This window comes from Ekhidna sp. (assembly GCF_965212185.1).
GTDB lineage: Bacteria > Bacteroidota > Bacteroidia > Cytophagales > Cyclobacteriaceae > Ekhidna.
Map to the genome: position 1 here is coordinate 2,264,406 of NZ_OZ243102.1, position 17,340 is coordinate 2,281,745.

General features: G+C 39.5%; 16 protein-coding genes. 10 read left to right on the forward strand and 6 right to left on the reverse strand.

What is annotated here, in order from left to right; translation table 11 throughout:
- Positions 1-73 precede the first annotated feature (73 nt).
- The 5 genes from ACOMC3_RS09835 to ACOMC3_RS09855 are packed head-to-tail and all read left to right on the forward strand — an operon-like array spanning position 74 to position 4,896.
- A complete protein-coding gene (locus ACOMC3_RS09835) occupies positions 74-1,258 on the forward strand; it encodes a hypothetical protein (RefSeq protein ID WP_420315709.1) in 1,185 nt (394 codons plus the stop codon).
- A gap of 44 nt (positions 1,259-1,302) precedes the next feature.
- The gene (locus tag ACOMC3_RS09840; RefSeq protein WP_420315710.1) at positions 1,303-2,652 is read left to right on the forward strand and encodes a M24 family metallopeptidase; all 1,350 of its coding nucleotides are present in this window, start codon (positions 1,303-1,305) and stop codon (positions 2,650-2,652) included.
- Positions 2,649-3,467, forward strand: coding sequence for an AraC family transcriptional regulator (locus ACOMC3_RS09845; RefSeq protein WP_420315711.1), 819 nt, complete (start codon positions 2,649-2,651; stop codon positions 3,465-3,467). Before ACOMC3_RS09840 ends, ACOMC3_RS09845 begins: the two co-directional genes overlap by 4 nt.
- Before the next feature lie 56 nt (positions 3,468-3,523).
- Positions 3,524-3,931, forward strand: a complete 408-nt coding sequence (locus ACOMC3_RS09850; RefSeq protein WP_420315712.1) for a DUF1761 domain-containing protein — start codon at positions 3,524-3,526, stop codon at positions 3,929-3,931.
- 5 nt (positions 3,932-3,936) lie between these two features.
- The gene (locus ACOMC3_RS09855; protein WP_420315713.1) at positions 3,937-4,896 is read left to right on the forward strand and encodes a TolB family protein; all 960 of its coding nucleotides are present in this window, start codon (positions 3,937-3,939) and stop codon (positions 4,894-4,896) included.
- A gap of 96 nt (positions 4,897-4,992) precedes the next feature.
- On the opposite strand, the gene ACOMC3_RS09860 is transcribed toward ACOMC3_RS09855, so the two are convergent.
- Both ACOMC3_RS09860 and ACOMC3_RS09865 read right to left on the reverse strand, forming a co-directional pair.
- The gene (locus ACOMC3_RS09860; protein ID WP_420315714.1) at positions 4,993-5,400 is read right to left on the reverse strand and encodes a DUF1761 domain-containing protein; all 408 of its coding nucleotides are present in this window, start codon (positions 5,398-5,400) and stop codon (positions 4,993-4,995) included.
- A 147-nt stretch (positions 5,401-5,547) separates the two neighbouring features.
- Positions 5,548-6,234 carry a CPBP family intramembrane glutamic endopeptidase gene (locus tag ACOMC3_RS09865; RefSeq protein WP_420315715.1) on the reverse strand — a complete coding sequence of 229 codons (687 nt, stop codon included), beginning with the start codon at positions 6,232-6,234 and terminating at the stop codon, positions 5,548-5,550.
- An 80-nt stretch (positions 6,235-6,314) separates the two neighbouring features.
- Between ACOMC3_RS09865 and ACOMC3_RS09870 the strand changes: the two genes are divergently transcribed.
- Positions 6,315-8,585, forward strand: coding sequence for an ATP-dependent helicase (locus ACOMC3_RS09870; protein ID WP_420315716.1), 2,271 nt, complete (start codon positions 6,315-6,317; stop codon positions 8,583-8,585).
- Between the two features lies 1 nt (position 8,586).
- Here the strand turns inward: ACOMC3_RS09870 and ACOMC3_RS09875 are convergent, their stop codons facing one another.
- Entirely contained in the window at positions 8,587-9,303 is a 717-nt protein-coding gene (locus ACOMC3_RS09875) for a hypothetical protein (protein ID WP_420315717.1), read from the reverse strand.
- A 75-nt stretch (positions 9,304-9,378) separates the two neighbouring features.
- Here ACOMC3_RS09875 and ACOMC3_RS09880 point away from each other — a divergent pair, with 75 nt between their 5' ends.
- Positions 9,379-10,992: a VRR-NUC domain-containing protein gene (locus ACOMC3_RS09880; protein WP_420315718.1), complete on the forward strand. Its 1,614-nt coding sequence runs from the start codon at positions 9,379-9,381 to the stop codon at positions 10,990-10,992.
- Here ACOMC3_RS09880 and ACOMC3_RS09885 read toward each other — a convergent pair.
- On the reverse strand, positions 10,989-11,657 hold the full coding sequence (locus ACOMC3_RS09885) for a DUF4476 domain-containing protein (protein ID WP_420315719.1): 669 nt from the start codon (positions 11,655-11,657) through the stop codon (positions 10,989-10,991). The two genes, ACOMC3_RS09880 and ACOMC3_RS09885, sit on opposite strands and share 4 nt — an antisense overlap.
- Positions 11,658-11,715: 58 nt before the next feature.
- Between ACOMC3_RS09885 and ACOMC3_RS09890 the strand changes: the two genes are divergently transcribed.
- Positions 11,716-12,834, forward strand: coding sequence for an NAD(P)/FAD-dependent oxidoreductase (locus tag ACOMC3_RS09890; RefSeq protein ID WP_420315720.1), 1,119 nt, complete (start codon positions 11,716-11,718; stop codon positions 12,832-12,834).
- On the opposite strand, the gene ACOMC3_RS09895 is transcribed toward ACOMC3_RS09890, so the two are convergent.
- Positions 12,831-14,627 (reverse strand): ATP-binding protein, encoded by a 1,797-nt coding sequence (locus ACOMC3_RS09895; RefSeq protein ID WP_420315721.1) that lies wholly within the window; start codon positions 14,625-14,627, stop codon positions 12,831-12,833. The two genes, ACOMC3_RS09890 and ACOMC3_RS09895, sit on opposite strands and share 4 nt — an antisense overlap.
- A gap of 132 nt (positions 14,628-14,759) precedes the next feature.
- On the opposite strand from ACOMC3_RS09895, the gene ACOMC3_RS09900 reads away from it, so the two are divergent.
- Together ACOMC3_RS09900 and ACOMC3_RS09905 are read left to right on the forward strand one after the other, a co-directional pair.
- Positions 14,760-15,416 carry a hypothetical protein gene (locus tag ACOMC3_RS09900; RefSeq protein ID WP_420315722.1) on the forward strand — a complete coding sequence of 219 codons (657 nt, stop codon included), beginning with the start codon at positions 14,760-14,762 and terminating at the stop codon, positions 15,414-15,416.
- Complete coding sequence (locus tag ACOMC3_RS09905; RefSeq protein ID WP_420315723.1) at positions 15,416-16,732, forward strand: ABC1 kinase family protein; 1,317 nt, start codon at positions 15,416-15,418, stop codon at positions 16,730-16,732. Before ACOMC3_RS09900 ends, ACOMC3_RS09905 begins: the two co-directional genes overlap by 1 nt.
- Positions 16,733-16,737: 5 nt before the next feature.
- Here ACOMC3_RS09905 and ACOMC3_RS09910 read toward each other — a convergent pair whose 3' ends face one another.
- A complete protein-coding gene (locus tag ACOMC3_RS09910; RefSeq protein ID WP_420315724.1) occupies positions 16,738-17,325 on the reverse strand; it encodes a T9SS type A sorting domain-containing protein in 588 nt (195 codons plus the stop codon).
- Between the last annotated feature and the right edge of the window lie 15 nt (positions 17,326-17,340).

Here is a 17,340-nt window from a genome sequence, read left to right on the forward strand (position 1 = left end):
TAAAATCCAAGGGTGTGAACATTGCCGTAATTATGTGTTTATAAGCCATTAAGAATTCCTAGAATTTTTGAAAATGAGAAAAATATATTCTTCTAACGTCTGGTTTTTATCCGTTGTAATACTTTTTACTTCATCTCCAGGTTTCGCTCAAGAAACCTCGCTAAATAATTATACTGGGGACTGGGGAAATAATAGCTCTTGGTCTGGTGGTTGGACTGATGGCTCACCTGCATTTCTTAGCCTTCCTGAAACTAACGCAAACATCACAGTTTTTGGTAGTATTTCAGTTGGTTCATCTGTTTCTTCTCAAAATCTCTCTTTTGCAGCTAATAAGGAAGCTTATGATTTCATCATCAATGACACATTAATTGTTCATGGTGATGTTGATTTTGCTAATAAATCAATGAATTTAACCCTTGGCAATAATGCGTTATTCATAGTTTTAGGGGACTTAGATATGAACAACAAAATAAATATTGCGAGTGGCGGTACGGTAGTAGTGATCGGAAATTTTAATAAAAGTGGATCTCAGGGTACCTACTCCGGGGATGGTAACGTGTATGCCGGTTCTTATAGTGGTAATGCTCAATCAACTATTGATAATGGAACTGGCGATGATAGTTCATATACAATTGATCAGCTATCAGACGATGGATTCGATAATGTTGAAGAATTTGTTGATGGTGGTGGTTCTGAGCCTCTACCAGTAGAACTTCTCTACTTTGAGGTCAATAATGAAAAAAACATAGTTCTAAATTGGGCTACAGTATCTGAATTCAATAATGATTACTTCTCTATAGAACGATCTGAAGATGGTGAGAATTTCTATGAGATAGGAAAAATTAATGGTCATGGAAACTCCAATAATCATCTTGAATACCAATTCACAGATTACTTTCCAATTGCTACAGTGGAATACTATCGATTAAAGCAAGTAGATTATGATGGTCAGTATGAATACTTTGATATAAAGCGGGTTTCTACAGATGTCAATTCGTTCGAAACCAATATGACCGTTTTTCCAACCACCATTAAATCACAGGCACTATCAATTACAATGAATCGACCTTCAGAAATACGGGAGATTCGTCTGGTGAGTCTTTCCGGTGGATCAGTTAAAAACCTGAATTCCCGTCTTTCAAAAAGAGGTCAGTTAAACTTTGATGTTGACACAAGAGGTTTGTCAAAAGGATTTTATCTTTTAAGTGTGATTACCAGCGAAGGAAAACAATTAACCTCTCGAATAATTGTCGAATAGCACTGAAAATTGAATCATTATCTTTAGTGCTTAAACACTAAAGTATGAGGAAGATTTTCGTCCTATTATTATTAGCCACCACCACTTTATCCGCTCAAAATCCTTACTTTCCCAAGGTACTCTCGATGCGAGAACGGGCGGAGATCATAGACCAATGGTTGGAAGAGCGAGTGCAAACAGTCCTTCCGGAAGTTATGAGACGTTCTGGAATTGATATGTGGATCATCATTGCCAGAGAATATAACGAAGATCCGGTCATCAAAACACTTTTACCTGCCACCTGGCAATCTGCCAGAAGAACAACCATGCTCATTGCCTACGATCCTGGAGATGGCAAACAACTAGAGACCTTTGGGATGTCCAGATATAATACGGGTGCCCTATTTAAAACTATTTGGAATAAGGAGGAACAGCCTGATCAATGGAAGGCTCTGTCTGACATGATTGTTTCCAAAGACCCAAAAAAGATAGGTATCAACAAGTCAGAAACTTTCGCGCTGGCCGATGGTATTTCTTCCACACATTACGACATGCTTATGGAAGTATTGCCCAAGAAATATCAAGATCGGGTCGTTGGTGCTGAAAATGTAGCCATTGGATGGCTGGAGACCAGAACTAAAAGTGAAATGATGGTCTATCAAAACATTGTACGCATGGCACATCAAATCATTGCAGAAGGATTTTCAGAGAAAGTGATTCAACCAGGAGTAACCTCAACCGATGATGTGGTTTGGTGGTATAGGGATCGAATTAGAGAACTAGGTTTTACTGCATGGTTCCACCCTTCTGTTTCCATCCAGCGAGGTGATCCTGAATCTTTTGATCATCTTAGATCATTTTCTGAGCGACCTGAACAACAGATAATCTACCCAGGTGATTTGCTGCATGTGGATTTTGGAATCACTTACCTCAGGCTCAATACCGATACACAGCAACATGCCTATGTTTTAAAACCCGGTGAAAAGGAAGTACCAGATTTTCTCAAAACCGCATTTAAAAAAGGTAACCGGGTTCAGGATATCCTCACCTCTAACTTTAAATCCGGAAGGAGTGGAAATGAAATACTGAAAGCCACTTTGGATCAGTGCAAAGCTGAAGGGCTGAAAGGCGTGATCTATACTCATCCAATCGGGTTTCATGGTCATGCTGCTGGACCAACCATTGGGTTATGGGATCAACAAGGAGGTGTTCCTGGAAAAGGAGATTATCCATTGTATCCGAATACTGCACACTCGATTGAATTAAATGCAGGCGTTTATTTGGAGGAATGGGGAAAGGAAATCAGGATTATGCTGGAGGAAGACGCCTTTTTTGATGGAGAGAATGTGAAATATATTGATGGGAGAGCAACTGAGATCATGACAATTCCGAGAGTATTGTTTCCAAACGAATGAATTTTCATCTTCATATACCGGAAGCACCATTGGCACAACACATCCAATCCATTGCCTATTTTGATGGATACACTCCGGATTATGAAAAAGAGCGATTGCTCCCTGATGGTTGTCAGACCTTGATTATTGATTTAACAGAAACTCCAAAGCGCATATTTGACAATATTGACTTAACAGATAAACAAGTTTGTAAACGCTATTGGTTTTCAGGTGCCAGAAGCGAGCTACTAACCATTGATGCTGGAGGGGTCAACTCGAGTATGCTGGTGGTCAATTTCACTTTTACTGGTGCCTATCAATTTATTCACCACCCTTCAGAACAAACCAAGAGTCAGGTCATTGATGCGGATGTATTTTTTCAATCTCAAATTGATTCCTTAAGAGATGAATTGCTTAACACTGAAAATATTGATACGAAATTCACAGTAACGGAGGGTTTTCTTACTAAGCGGCTTTTGAATCAAGGACCTCCTGATGCTATTTTGAATGCTTCCAACCTTATTGCCTCAAACCCGCAAACAGGAACCCTAAAATGGATCTCTGACAACAGTGGATACAGCCAAAAACACTTCATAAGCTTATTTAAAAAATATGTTGGTTTATCACCAAAGGGTTTTCAGAAAGTGATGCGCTTTCAAAAAGCGATTCATGACCTTGAAACGATGCAATCAATTAACTGGACCCAACTTGCTTTAGACTGTGGATACTATGATCAGGCTCATTTCATCAATGAATTCAAAGCATATTCCGGGTTTAATCCTCAGCAATATTTGACAGAAAAGGGAGCTGACCTCAATTACATTCCTCTGAGGTAAATTTTTTCCAATACATTGATCCATCACACGGATACTTTTACTTCAAAAAAATATCAATGGAAAACATGTACATCAATCACTGGGCAGTCTTTGTTGCTGCCATCTCTAATCTAATCGTAGGCGCAATCTGGTACTCTCCTGCACTGTTTTACAACGCTTGGAAAGTTGAAAACAATAAAACCGATGATGACTTCAAGGATATCAATACAGGAAAACTTTATGGTATCTCGACCATTCTATCTGTAATCATATGCTACAACATGGCCTTCTTTTTAGGAGATGTAGACACTGATTGGGTGTGGGGAACAACTGCCGGATTTCTAACTGGTTTTGGTTGGGCTGCCATGATATTCATCATTATCGCTATGTATGAGCAAAAGACGCTTAGATATATGTTGATTAATGGTGGTTATATCGTGGTATATTTCACGTTAATTGGATTTATATTAGGAATCTGGAGATAACAATTATGAAAAACCTAATCTATATTATACTAGTAGCTTTACTTCTTTCTTGTTCAAAAAAGGAAGCTGACCAACCGAATAAAGCTTATCGCATCGCTTGCAATGTATGGACAGATAAAGAAGGCGATAATTACGAGGTGTTCACAATGAATCTGGATGGCACAGATCAAGTCAACATCACCAATCTCGAAGGTGTTGAATGGACCTATAGAGCCTATGACGATCAGGTTTTATACATCTCTGATAGAGATACGTGTAACCGATGCTATTTTTTGTATGAAACAGATGCTTTAGGAAGTCAGCATCGAAAAATTGGTGGCCCGCAACTCAGAGATAGCTGGATGAGTACACGAAATGGTGGACAAGAAATTATTGTTAATCCTAAAGTAGATGGAGATAGTGCTTTCTATATAATTAACAGATCTGGTGAGCTTGTTCAAAAAATATACACCGGGCTTCCTTATTACAGTGATCCTTACTTTTCACCCGATGGAAAAGAAATTGTATTCAGGGGATCTAAAAAACGATTTAAAGCAAATATTGGGTATCAGGATGAGCTGTATATTGTGGGTGTCGATGGGAGTAATTTGCGCCAGCTGACTTATTATCCGGAAGGTGATACCACTGCCAATTGGTATAGTTATCACGCAGGGCCTCCTTTTTGGGAGCCCAATAGAAACGTCATCACGTATCACTCGAAACAGCAAGGTGGATCATATCTTTTTCAAATTAATCCAGATGGAAGTGGTCTTAAAAAACTAACACCGGACTCCATTCCAGTGGGTTGGCACTCCTGGTCACCCGATGGAACGATGATTACTTTTGATTCGAATACCGGAGAGAATGATGAAGATATGAACTTTGACATCTTCATCATGGAATACGAGTCTGGCGAAATCACCAGAATAACCAGTGACACACTCTTTGAGCAGGCACCTGTGTTTGTTGAGGCAATGGTAAAGTAGGATTAAAAGCAACATCCCCCTCCCCCTTGAAACGTCGAACCGCTTCAAAAGGGGAGTTTCCTTTGAGGGGATTATTGGGTGTTTAATCTTTATGGGTCACATCACCGTTAGAATCACTCCCATCAGTGTAAGTAATACCACAAAGTAGAAAGCATTGATAAACCAAAGCTTTAGTGTCATCCTTGAAAATAGTGCATTAACTGCCATTGCAGTTGCAATGAAGAAGAGACCAATATGAAACCCATAAGCAGCACCCTGACCAACTGAAGGGTCTGTGCCTCCATGACCTAAGAAAAATGCCAACTGTAGCGCAATGATAAACTCAAGGACAAATGCAGATCCATAAATCTTAGCCATGTTTGCTTCTTTAAGCTCTTCCTCGGTAAAACCCATTTCTGCCATCCAGGCTTTCCCGAATAGTGGTCCGTACCAGAGACCACCCACCACAAAAGCTGAGACTGTAGCTACCAGCACAGCCAACCAATTAATTGATGAAAAATCCATAATAGTGTTTGTTAAGTTAGTTTTAGTCTAACAAGATAGATATTTCGTTCCATTATAGAAATAACTGTAGTTGAGCATATCAACTACGCCTGAAAAAAATGTGGACTACATTTCTTGCTGCTTTGCGGTTATTATCCTCAACAGCTTTTACACTTTGCTGGGCAATAATCTGAATTTCAGGTAGATAAAAACAATCGTCGGCAACCCCAACCATTGTAAAACAAACACTGCTAAAGACACCATTCCATCTAAGGGCTCCCCTCCTACATCGGTTAGCAGCTGATCTCCAATAGATCCCTGTGAAAAAACAATCAGGTTTACGGCATTCCATGCAAGGTGCAGTGCAATTGGCAGCAACATGGATCCTGTTTTAGCAAAAGAATGAGCGAACATTAAGCCCCATGTACCTGTAAGAAGAAACACAAAAATCATTTGTTGAGGATTCCCAATGATTCCATAAGAGAACCAATGATACCCACCGAAAGCTATGGCCGAAATCCAACATGCTTTAGCCACTCCAAGTCGTGAGATCAGCACATAAAGAAGCGCACCCCTAAAGATGAATTCCTCGAAAAGAACGGATTTGGTAACCCACCAAAAACTTTGAAGAAAATCGTAAAATCCGAACGACTTGTTCAATATCCAATGTGCTCCTGAAAGAAGTGCCACCAATTGATAATAAAATGCGCACATGATTGCAGAAATAGCAAAACCAAGGCTGAATCCAATCATTCGGCTTTTTTTGGGGGTTAATCCCAAAACTTTTAAATCCTTTCTTGCAAAATATCTAAGGATCACCCATGAAAGAGCTATCTCAACAATGATTCCAAGCATAGGATCGCAAGATGTGAAAATTCTAAATCAAGGAAGACATCAAGGCAAAATTTATGAGTCAAATCAGATAGATTTGCCGAATGGCAGAAGCGCAGGCAGATTACCTTGATCAACTCAATCCACCACAAAAAGAAGGCGTAGTAAATGTAGAAGGTCCATGCATGATTATTGCAGGTGCAGGATCAGGAAAAACTCGTGTTCTTACCTATCGAATCACTCACCTTATTAAAGCACATAATGTAGATCCATTCAACATTATGGCACTGACCTTTACCAATAAGGCGGCTCGCGAAATGCAGAAACGGATCGAAGAAATGGTGGGTGCGGAAGCTAAAAATTTATGGATGGGGACCTTCCACTCTGTATTCGCCAGAATCTTAAGAGCTGAGGCCCCAAAGATTGGATACCCCAGCAACTTCACCATCTATGATACGGATGATTCTAAGTCGCTGATCAAACTTATCGTCAAAGAATTCAACCTGGATGACAAGGTCTATAAGCCGAATATCATTTACAGCAGAATCTCAGGTGCTAAAAACAGGCTGGTATCCTGGAGGGAGTATTTAAACAATCCCATCTACCTGGAGGACGATACTCAAAACATGCGTCCTGAAATGGGTAGAATCTATCGAACCTATTGCGAGCGATGCTTTGCTGCAGATGCAATGGATTTTGATGATCTCCTTTTCAACACAAACATCCTCTTCCAGGAACACCCGGATGTCCTCAATAAATACCAACAGCGCTTTCATTATGTAATGATTGACGAGTTTCAGGATACGAATATCTCACAATATCTGATCGCTAAACGTTTGGCGGCTGTACGTCAAAACATCTGTGTGGTAGGTGACGATGCACAGAGTATCTATGCCTTCCGGGGTGCAGACATTCAAAATATCCTGAATTTCGAGCGAGACTATCCGGACTTAAAAATGATCCGTTTGGAGCAAAACTATCGCTCTACCAAAACCATCGTTAATGCTGCCAACTCTGTCATTGGAAAGAATACTGCTCAGCTAAAAAAGAATGTCTGGACAGACAATCAGGAAGGGGATCTCATTGAACTAATAAAGTCCACTTCTGACAATGAAGAAGGCAAACTTGTAGCATCTGCCATTTTTGAGACGAAGATGCGCAATCATTGCTCTGAGAAGGAATTTGCGGTGCTGTACCGAACGAATAGCCAATCGAGAGCTATTGAAGAAGCTCTTCGGAGGAATAACATTAAGTACCGAATCGTTGGTGGGCTGTCATTTTATCAGCGTAAGGAAATCAAAGACCTCCTTGCCTATTTCCGATATACGGTAAACCCCAATGATGAAACAGCCATGCGTAGGATCATCAATCTCCCTAAACGAGGTATTGGTCCCGGCACCATTGATAAGATGGTGGTTGCTGCCAATGAAGAAGGCAAAGAACTGTGGGAAATCATGGAGAAAGCTACTTCGTATGTGGGCAATCGTGGAGGCACACAAGTTGAGAACTTCGTTACGCTGATCAAGTCTTTCCGATTGACGAATGAAAAGAAAGATGCCTATGACACTGCGGCGCAGATAGCCAAGACTTCCGGACTACTCAAAGAGCTCTATGAAGACAAAACCATTGAGGGGATGAACCGCTATGAAAATACGCAGGAACTCCTCAATGCAATCAAAGAATTCACCGACGATGCAGATCGTGAGGACAGGAGTCTTGGAGCATTCTTACAGGATGTAGCGCTCCTTACAGACGAGGATAGAAATAAGAAGAACGATGAGGCAGTGACTCTGATGACCATTCACATGGCAAAAGGTCTTGAGTTTCCTTATGTCTTTATTGTAGGTCTTGAAGAAGAACTGTTTCCTTCGCAAATGATGCTGAGTAGTCGTGCTGATCTGGAAGAAGAACGCCGGTTGTTTTATGTAGCCATTACTCGTGCAGAGAAAAAACTATATCTCAGTTATGCACTCAATAGGTACCGCTACGGACGGCTAAAGAATTGCGAGCCAAGTAGGTTTTTGGAGGAAGTAGATCCGGCATTTATCAAAGTCAATCGTAAGTTTTCTTCTAAAGATCCAGTCTCTCCAGGCATCAATTACGTAACGAAGAATTTCGTTTCGAATGTCAAAAAAGAGAATTCCACCAAGCGCTTTGCTACCAAAGTAAATCATAAACCCAGCCCAGATTTTGAACCAAGCGATACAACCAATCTGGCCGAAGGCATGAAGGTGGAGCATCCGAAGTTTGGGTTTGGTACGGTGACCAACATCGATGAGCAGGGGGCCAATAAGAAAGCCAAGGTGGATTTTGAAAAAGCAGGCGAAAAGACCTTGCTGTTAAGCTTTGCAAAGCTCAGGATATTGGAAGATTAATCTACTCTTCAGCCAAATCCATCAACTTCTGATACTCCTCCACCCTATCCACATCCATCAGCCTTTCTGCCAGGGTGAGCAAATTACTTATGATTTCTTTAGAGAATGGATCATCATATCTGGCGAGTTCATAAGACTTCAGTGCTTCCTCATAATATGCTTTGGCTTTTTGCATTTCCAATACATTGGTGGTACTCTCAAAAATGATATCACCCGCCAGCTTATTGGTTTCGCCCAAATTGAGGTCTGTAAATGAGGAAATGCCTAACTCCTTGATGATTGTTAAATACTCAATGCGCTTATCTAAAATGCTTAGCTTAAGTAAGACCTGATCGGCTTTCTTTTCCTGTTTTAAGAGTGCATCTGCTTCTTCAATTAACAATGCATTCAATTCTTTGAAAGCCTGGTTTACTTCAACTTCAAGGCTTTTGCCTTTGGTCGCTGCGATTGATAAATCAGCATAAGCCAGATTTAAATGATCCTGCTCGGCATTACCCGCTTTCCTGGCCTTCTCCAGCCATACTAGCGCTCGATAAAAGTAAAGCTTTCCTTTAGCTGCCTCCGTGAGCATGTCCTTAAGTTCTACGGCTTTCTCAAAGTCAACCAAGGCTTCATTATACTCACCAACATTGAAGTGTCTAATACCCGAATCGACGTAACTTTGTGAAAACGACGTAAGAGTAGTGAAAAGGAGTATCATGCTTAAATAAGTCCTCATATCTCTGCTTTTGTGCACTGTTTATAATACCAAAATGTTGAACACTGTAACCCATTAAGTAGTTCGAAAGTCTAAATGTCTAAAAATGATCCAATAATACTGCCCGAAAAGTACTATTTAGATTACTTTAATTATTTACTGGAATTTGTAGAGCGGCAGTATGACCACATCCTTGATCAACCTGAATACCTCTTCTATCAATCATTTAGGGATTTGTCAGAGCCTGCCCAATGCTTGTACTTAAGGTTCTCTAACAGAAGGGGAAATTACTTTCGAATGAGTAAGATTTCCTACGTTGAGATTCCTGATGTTCAAGAGGCCAAGGAAGAGTTATTCCATCATGGATTTATAACGATCAATGAAAACGACGACCCAACCCAGTTTCGTTTGTTCACCAAAGATGAGTTGCAATCCTATTTTGATTTCTTTGATCGGTCACAAAAGAAAAGTGATATGCTCCTTGAGCTTTCTGAAACAGATATCCCGATTATACACGAAAATGAGGAAATCGCAGAAGTCTTAAAAAACGAGGAGGTGGACTTCATTAAACTGCTGTTTTTTGGTAGCAGGTGGGGCAGAATGACAGATTTTGTCATTAGGGATGTTGGCAATGTGAAAATTGAAAAGTTGGATGAGACCAAATTCAAACCTTGGTTTGAATCACGTGAAGAGGCATTGTCTGTCATGCACATATCCCAGCTAAAGCGAATGATTAGGGAAATTCGTGAAGCTGAATTACCACTTGAAGAATACCTGGATGATATTCCGTGGGAAACGTGGCTATCGCACAAGCAATCCAGAAAATCAGCTGAAAAATTATTGCTCGATCTGGCCTACTATTTTGAGCAATTACAACGACCAGATATTGCGTTAAGCTATTATTCATTAACCGATAAATCTCCTTCCAGGGAACGAAGGGTTCGTATCCTTGACAAGATGGAGCAAAGGCCTGAAGCAGTGGATCTTGCTCAAAACATGTTGGATAACCCTGCAAATGCATCTGAACTCACTTTTGCAACAGATTTCCTAAACAGGAAAGGCATTCGGATCAACCGGAGTATGACTGAGCGACTCAAAGGTGCTCCATCCATCACTATCGAAAAGCCGGAACAACGAATTGAATCAGCAGTGCTTGAATATTTTGAAGCTAAGGGTTGGGATGGCATCCATGCTGAAAATTTTCTATGGCGTGGGTTATTTGGACTGGTATTTTGGAACATCATATTTGACGAAAGTCATGGATCGTTTCATCATCCACTTCAAAGGCAACCCTCAGATCTCAATGATGCGCAATTCTTTGAATCAAGGCAGGAGCTTCTTGAAAATCAATTGAAGCATCTTAATACTCGAATGAAACTCAAAAAGCATGTAGAAAATACCTATGAAAACAAAAATGGATTAGCTAACCGATTTGTTTATTGGCACGAATCACTTCTTCCTTCACTTGACGTGCTGATTTCGAAAGCTCCCTTAAAAGGGCTTAAGAAAGTGTTGATGGAAATGTCCAAAAACATGAAGGATAACAGCTCCGGCTTTCCTGATCTATTCATTTGGAATGATGATGATTATCACTTCTATGAGGTAAAATCACCCAACGATCAGCTATCTGCTCAGCAATTATTTTGGTTGGATTACCTCAGTCAATCTAAGATTAAGGTAGATGTATTGCGGGTCAATTATACAGATTAGTTCATGAGGGCCAAGACAGCATCTTTGTCACGGTCGTAATCAAATGACTTTGCCAGTCGGTAAAATTTATCTTTCTCCGTACATCTTGGATACAGGAGTTTAGCTACCCAAACTCTGTCTCTGGAATAATCAAACTCATTTATTAACATTTCTATTTGAGTCACAGATAAAGCATGTAACCCAAATAATACACGTATCCTCTCTTTCTTGTTTCTGGAGTAATTCTCTTCTTTTACCAGTTCCAATTTTTCAGAGAACTCACTTGTATCCATCGCGACTGATTGGCTTTCTTCTCCTAATCTGATTTTTAAAATTTGCGGTCTCAGCTCTTCATAGACATTCAGCGCATTTGACATTGAATTGAATGATTCAAAGACGGAGGCTATATAATTATAGTCAGTAATCGAATGAAAATATTTTTTTATGAATTCACCACGCTTCGCATCGCTATCGAATGTAGATGCTAAATCCCTTAATTGACTTGAGTTAACATAGCTACCCAAAAGATATCGTTCAGAAGAAATGAGTCGTCCATTGTCTGTTTTATACTTCTTCATGGTTTTATACATCTTACCAAAGCTTTTTTCATCGAAGGATTCAGCTCGTTGAGAAAAAGAGAAAAGTGTGATTACACTTAAGGCAATTGATAAACAAATATTCTTCATGATGCGATAGATTTAAGGAATATATAAATCTAAAGATTTTATCATTAATAACTCATTTATGGAATTCAGTATTTGGGAAAAACAGTCCTTCTTAAAGGCAGACATTATTGTGGTTGGAGCAGGAATCTCAGGCCTTTCTGCGGCTGCCACTTTAAAGGAGCAATCACCACACTTGAATGTGGTGGTGCTGGAAAGAGGGCTACTCCCTACAGGAGCGAGTACTAAAAATGCAGGATTCGCATGTTTTGGTAGTGTATCTGAGCTATTAAATGATGTAAATACCCTTGGTCCTGATGGAATGGTTAAACTAGTGGAAAAGCGTTGGGATGGATTACAAAAGACCTGTCAAAGATTAGGTAGAAGTAGGATTGATATTCAAGTCAAAAGTGGATATGAACTCATTTTTGACGAAAAATCCGAGGTAGTCGATCAAATGGATTCTATTAATCGCTTGCTGTCAGACTTTTTTCAGCAAGATGTTTTTAAACTCTCTAACGAAAAAATACCTGCATTTAAGTTTGGACGAACCTATCATTTGATAGAAAACCCATTGGAAGGTCAATTAGATACTGGTAAACTCATCAGTACACTTTGGGATTATTGTACTTCTATCGGAGTGAGAGTACATACCGGATGCGAAGTGATGAACATCCATGAGCAAGTAAATGGTGTTACGGTGGAGTGCAAGAATGCAGTATTTACTTCAAATAAGGTAGCCGTTTGTACCAATGCCTTCACCAAAAAACTTCTTGACGATCCGCTAGACCTCACTCCTGGGAGAGGGGTTGTAATGAGTGTCATACCAAAGAATGAGCTGTCTTTTGAAGGAACCTTTCATTACGAAGAGGGCTATTACTATTTCCGTGATTATTATGGAAAGCTTCTATATGGAGGCGCCCGGAATATCGCAAGGGAGGAAGAATCAACTACGGAATTTGGTATCAATGAAAATATTCGAGAAAAGTTGATGCATGATCTTGAAACCATCATTCTACCAGATCAGGATTATAGGGTTGAAATGGAGTGGTCAGGAATTATGGCCTTTGGGGAAAACAAAGAACCCATAGTAAAGAAGATTTCAGATAGAATCGCAATCGGCGTTCGTCTGGGAGGTATGGGCGTGGCTATTGGAAGTTTGGTTGGAGAGGAAGTAGCGGAACTCTTGTTAGAAGTTTAAACTGTCAATTTCACGAAAAATGTAGCTCCTTTTCCCTGCTCAGATTCAACCCAAACTTTACCACCCAGGTCACTCACATACTTTTTGACAATTGATAATCCAAGTCCTGTGGATTGCTCACCCGCGGTTGGTTTCGCACTTAATTTTTGAAATCGTGAGAATAGCTTTTTCTTGTCCTCATCTGAAAAGCCTGGTCCCTCATCTGAAATTTTAAAGATGACACTATCATAATTACATTCAGACTTCAATTCAACCGTGGTGCCTTCATCAGAAAATTTCACTGCGTTTGATATCAAATTTTCCAGAACAAGTAAAAGAAGTAGGTGATCCGTTCGAATCATGTTATGGTTTTCACAAAACTCAACTGTCAAATCAATATCTTTTTTAGCGGCAATGGGTCTGTATCTCTGAGAAACATCCCTCATAATGTCGCCAATATTGACCCGCTCTTGCAATACATTGATGCGGCTCTCTTCCAAACTATTGACGTCAAGAATTTTGGAAACCATTTGATTGATACGTTCCGCGTTTTTCGTAACCTGGGTAAGCATTTTCTGCTCTTGTTCGGTCAAGTCACGCTGAACATTGTTATTCACAATGTCTGTGATCATTATTATTTGGCTTAAAGGAGACCTGATGTCATGAGCAAGAATCTTCATTAGATTATTTTTCTCCTCATTTAGCGCAACCAATTGAGCATTTCTATTGATTAATTGCTCATTTTTCTGTTGAATATCCCGTTGGATATTTTCAATTTGGTCATTCTTGCCAAGCAGTAAATTGGTAGTTCTTTGATTTCTAATAAAAAGGTATCCTATTACCAATATTAATAGGACTGCTACACCTGTACTCACAATCAAAATTCGTCTAACCGCAATCTCTTGCTCCAATCTCAGGTTAACATTCCTTATCATTTCTAATTGCAGCTCTTTCTCTTTGGTAAGAATAGATGTGCTAAGTTCAGAATCACCATATAGATTATCTATAAACTTGTAAAGTTCTTCTCCCAGGTAATTGGAGATAATTTTTGAGATTGCCGCCTGAGAGTTTGGGTCAGAAAGAAACTCATTCAGATCTTCCTTCCACATGCTACTTTGTGGTAAGATAAAAGCATAGCCTTGTCCGATGTGAGTAAAGAAATTTTGTCGCGTTAATTGATCTCCTCCTTCTATTCTAATTAGATAAATGGGTAAATCAATAAAACCAAACCGGTTATCTTCAGCGATAATACCGTCAATGATATTTTGATCACTTTCGATGTATATTATCTCAAAATCTACTCCAGTTTCTTCTCTTAAGTTATTTAGTAATGCTTCGTACTTAGTCCCTCTGATGGTGATTGCTTGCAAGGACTGTAACATTCCTAATTGCTCATCCTTGGCATCTACTATAGAAGTCCCTTTACTGGATACCAGTACTGTGATGTCTGGCAAATAGGATTCTGTGAACTGGGCAAATTGCTTACGGTCAGAAGTAATTGAAAGTGCTGAAGCCCCTACAGCATTGGGATTGCTGTTTAGCTTCATCACATCCAGGATATTGACAAAATTCTTCGCTTTATTAAAAACGATTTCTACCTCCTCTCCCTTCATGTTGCGCATATATTCCCTAAAGAGTTTGAACATCTCAGGTTCAATTCCTACAACATTGCCTCTACTGTCCTCTTCTACAAATGGCGTGGATGTATACCAAATGACCTCAAGTTTCCTTGGGGTTTGGTTAAGACCATCATTGGAATACACATCACCAATAATAAATGATGAGATTAGGACAGCAGCAATCTGGCGGAGCATACTTAATGGGTCATTAATTTGAATACTTACAATTAACGCGATTAAATAGGGTGAGCTTTGAAAATAAAAAGATAGTAAATCAAAACCATAAGTAGACATTGGATGTTATTAAATACAGATAAATTTTTAAACATGGCTAAAAAAACTATTACAGAATCTTCCATTAAAAAAGGCTATATGGACTACTTGCTGGAAGAGGGCAAAAAACCTGAAACAGTGAGGGTTTTCACTAAATACTTTAAGATTTCAGATGAAGATTTCTTTAAGCATTTTGGATCATTAAAAAACATAGAAAAGTCTATCTGGGAAGGATATTATCATCAAACGCTGAAAGTAGTGATGAATGATCCTGAATTCGAGGAAATGGATGGCAGAGAGAAGCATCTTTCCTTTCTATACACTTTTATGGAGATTGTAAAATCTGATCGTTCATTCATTTTGTATCGATTGGAAGGTAAAAAGCCACATGAATTACCCTCAGAACTCCAACAAACTCAAAAGATTATCACTCAATCTGATATAGACTGGGCAAAGACTTTTGAGTTTTTACCGAACAAAGCTCAAGATGCTACCCAATCGGCGTATAAGAGAGTTTTATGGTCACATACCATTGCTACCCTCTTTTTCTGGGTAAAAGACGATTCTGCAAATGGTGCAGACACGGATGTATTCATTGAAAAGTCAACTCGAACAGCCTTTGATATCGGTGAATTACCAGCACTAGACTCAATAATAGACCTCAGCAAATTCTTCTTACAAAAAATGGGCTTCTCAAAAGCTCCTGTATAATGGCAAAAGAACTCGATCGAATTCCAATAGGCAAAGTAAAACGTGCAAGCAAGTTTGTAACAACAGGAGCTAAAGTTGGCGCCAACTATGTCAAAGCGTACAGTAAAGCGGCGATCAAAGGAAAGCTTGACAAAGAAGCACTTGATAATGATAATGCACGAGATATCTATGATTCATTAAGTGAACTTAAAGGCAGTGCATTAAAAATGGCACAACTTTTAAGCATGGATCAGAATGTACTTCCAAAGGCATACTCAGACAAGTTTGCCATGGCACAATACAGTGCTCCTCCATTATCTTATCCTTTGGTGAAAAAAACGTTTGTTGACAACCTTGGCAAAGAGCCTAAAGACATATTCGATACTTTCGATAGAAGTGCCAGCAATGCTGCATCCATGGGGCAGGTGCACAAAGCTGAACTGAACGGAGAACAATTGGCTGTAAAGGTTCAATACCCGGGTGTAGGCGATAGTATCAAAAGTGATTTGAAGCTTGCCAAACCATTTGCTTTAAAACTGATGAATGTTAAAGGCAAAGAGGTGGAGCCTTACATGAAAGAAGTGGAAGGAAAACTTCTCGAAGAAGCAGATTATGCATTGGAACTGAAGCAATCGATGGATTTTGCTGAAAAATGTAAAAGTCTAAATGGGGTGTTCTTTCCGAAATATTTCCCTGAGCTATCTGCCCCTCAAATACTAACCATGAGTTGGTTGGAAGGAGAGCCGATTGGTGCCTGGATGAAAAAGGAGCAAAGTCAGGAAAATAGGGATCGATTAGGTCAGATACTTTGGGATTTCTATATGTACCAAATGCATGAACTCCGAATGATGCATGCAGATCCACATCCGGGTAATTTCATCATTGATGAAAAAAATAACTTAGGAGTGATTGATTTTGGATGCATTAAGCATATACCAAAGGATTTCTACGATTCGTACTTTGAGCTTGCGAGTTATGATGTGTTGGACAATCCAAAAAGAGTGAATGAGCTATTCAGCGAACTAGAAATCATTCGCCCATCAGATTCTGAGAAGGATGCAAAGATTGTAACAGCCATGTTCACTGATCTTATCCGTCTTCTTTCCAAACCATTTAATGAAGGCGTGTTTGATTTTAGTGATGATAAATACTTCACCGAGATTTACATGAAGGGTGAAGCTATTTCAAAAGATCCGGAAATGAACAGACTACAGGCCCGAGGATCGCGGCATTTCATTTACTTCAATAGAACGTTTTTTGGATTGTATAATATCCTTCATGCATTGAAGGCAAAGGTTGATTGTTCTACAATCGACTTTTTGAAGAAGGCGTCTTAATGATTCTATTTTACTATTAACCTTTCAGCAAAAACACTCTTCGGGCCCTCAAAAACAATCACATAAACACCGGTTGTTAATCCCGAAAGGTTTATTTGATCTTGAATTGGTGAATTGAAAACCATTTTTCCTTCTGGAGAATAGATGCTGACTTGGGTATATGATGTCTTTTTATCGGAAAGATCAATATGCAGGTGATTCGAAACCGGATTTGGGTAGAAAATTTTCTCTTCCAGGGTCAAACCCAATGGTTTTTCAGTAACGTTGATTTTTACAGCTGCCATGATATCCCCGCCATTGCCATCACTAATGTCTACAACAAGATCATAGGTCGGATTAGCTACAAAAACCAATTCATTCTGGTTATTGATTGTAAGATCACCTGAAGTAGGATCAAGCGCAAAAGCATCATTCACATTGCCCGAAACGAGTGTATGCGTTAAGGCATCTCCGTCAGGATCATCGGCGGTGACTGTTCCAATTAAGGTACCATTAGGGGTACCTTCTTCCACGTAGAAAACCAATGAAATATCTGGCTGAGCCTGAAGTACACTTGCTAGCATGAGAGACATTCCAAACAGTATTATTCTCATTTTTTTCATTGCTAC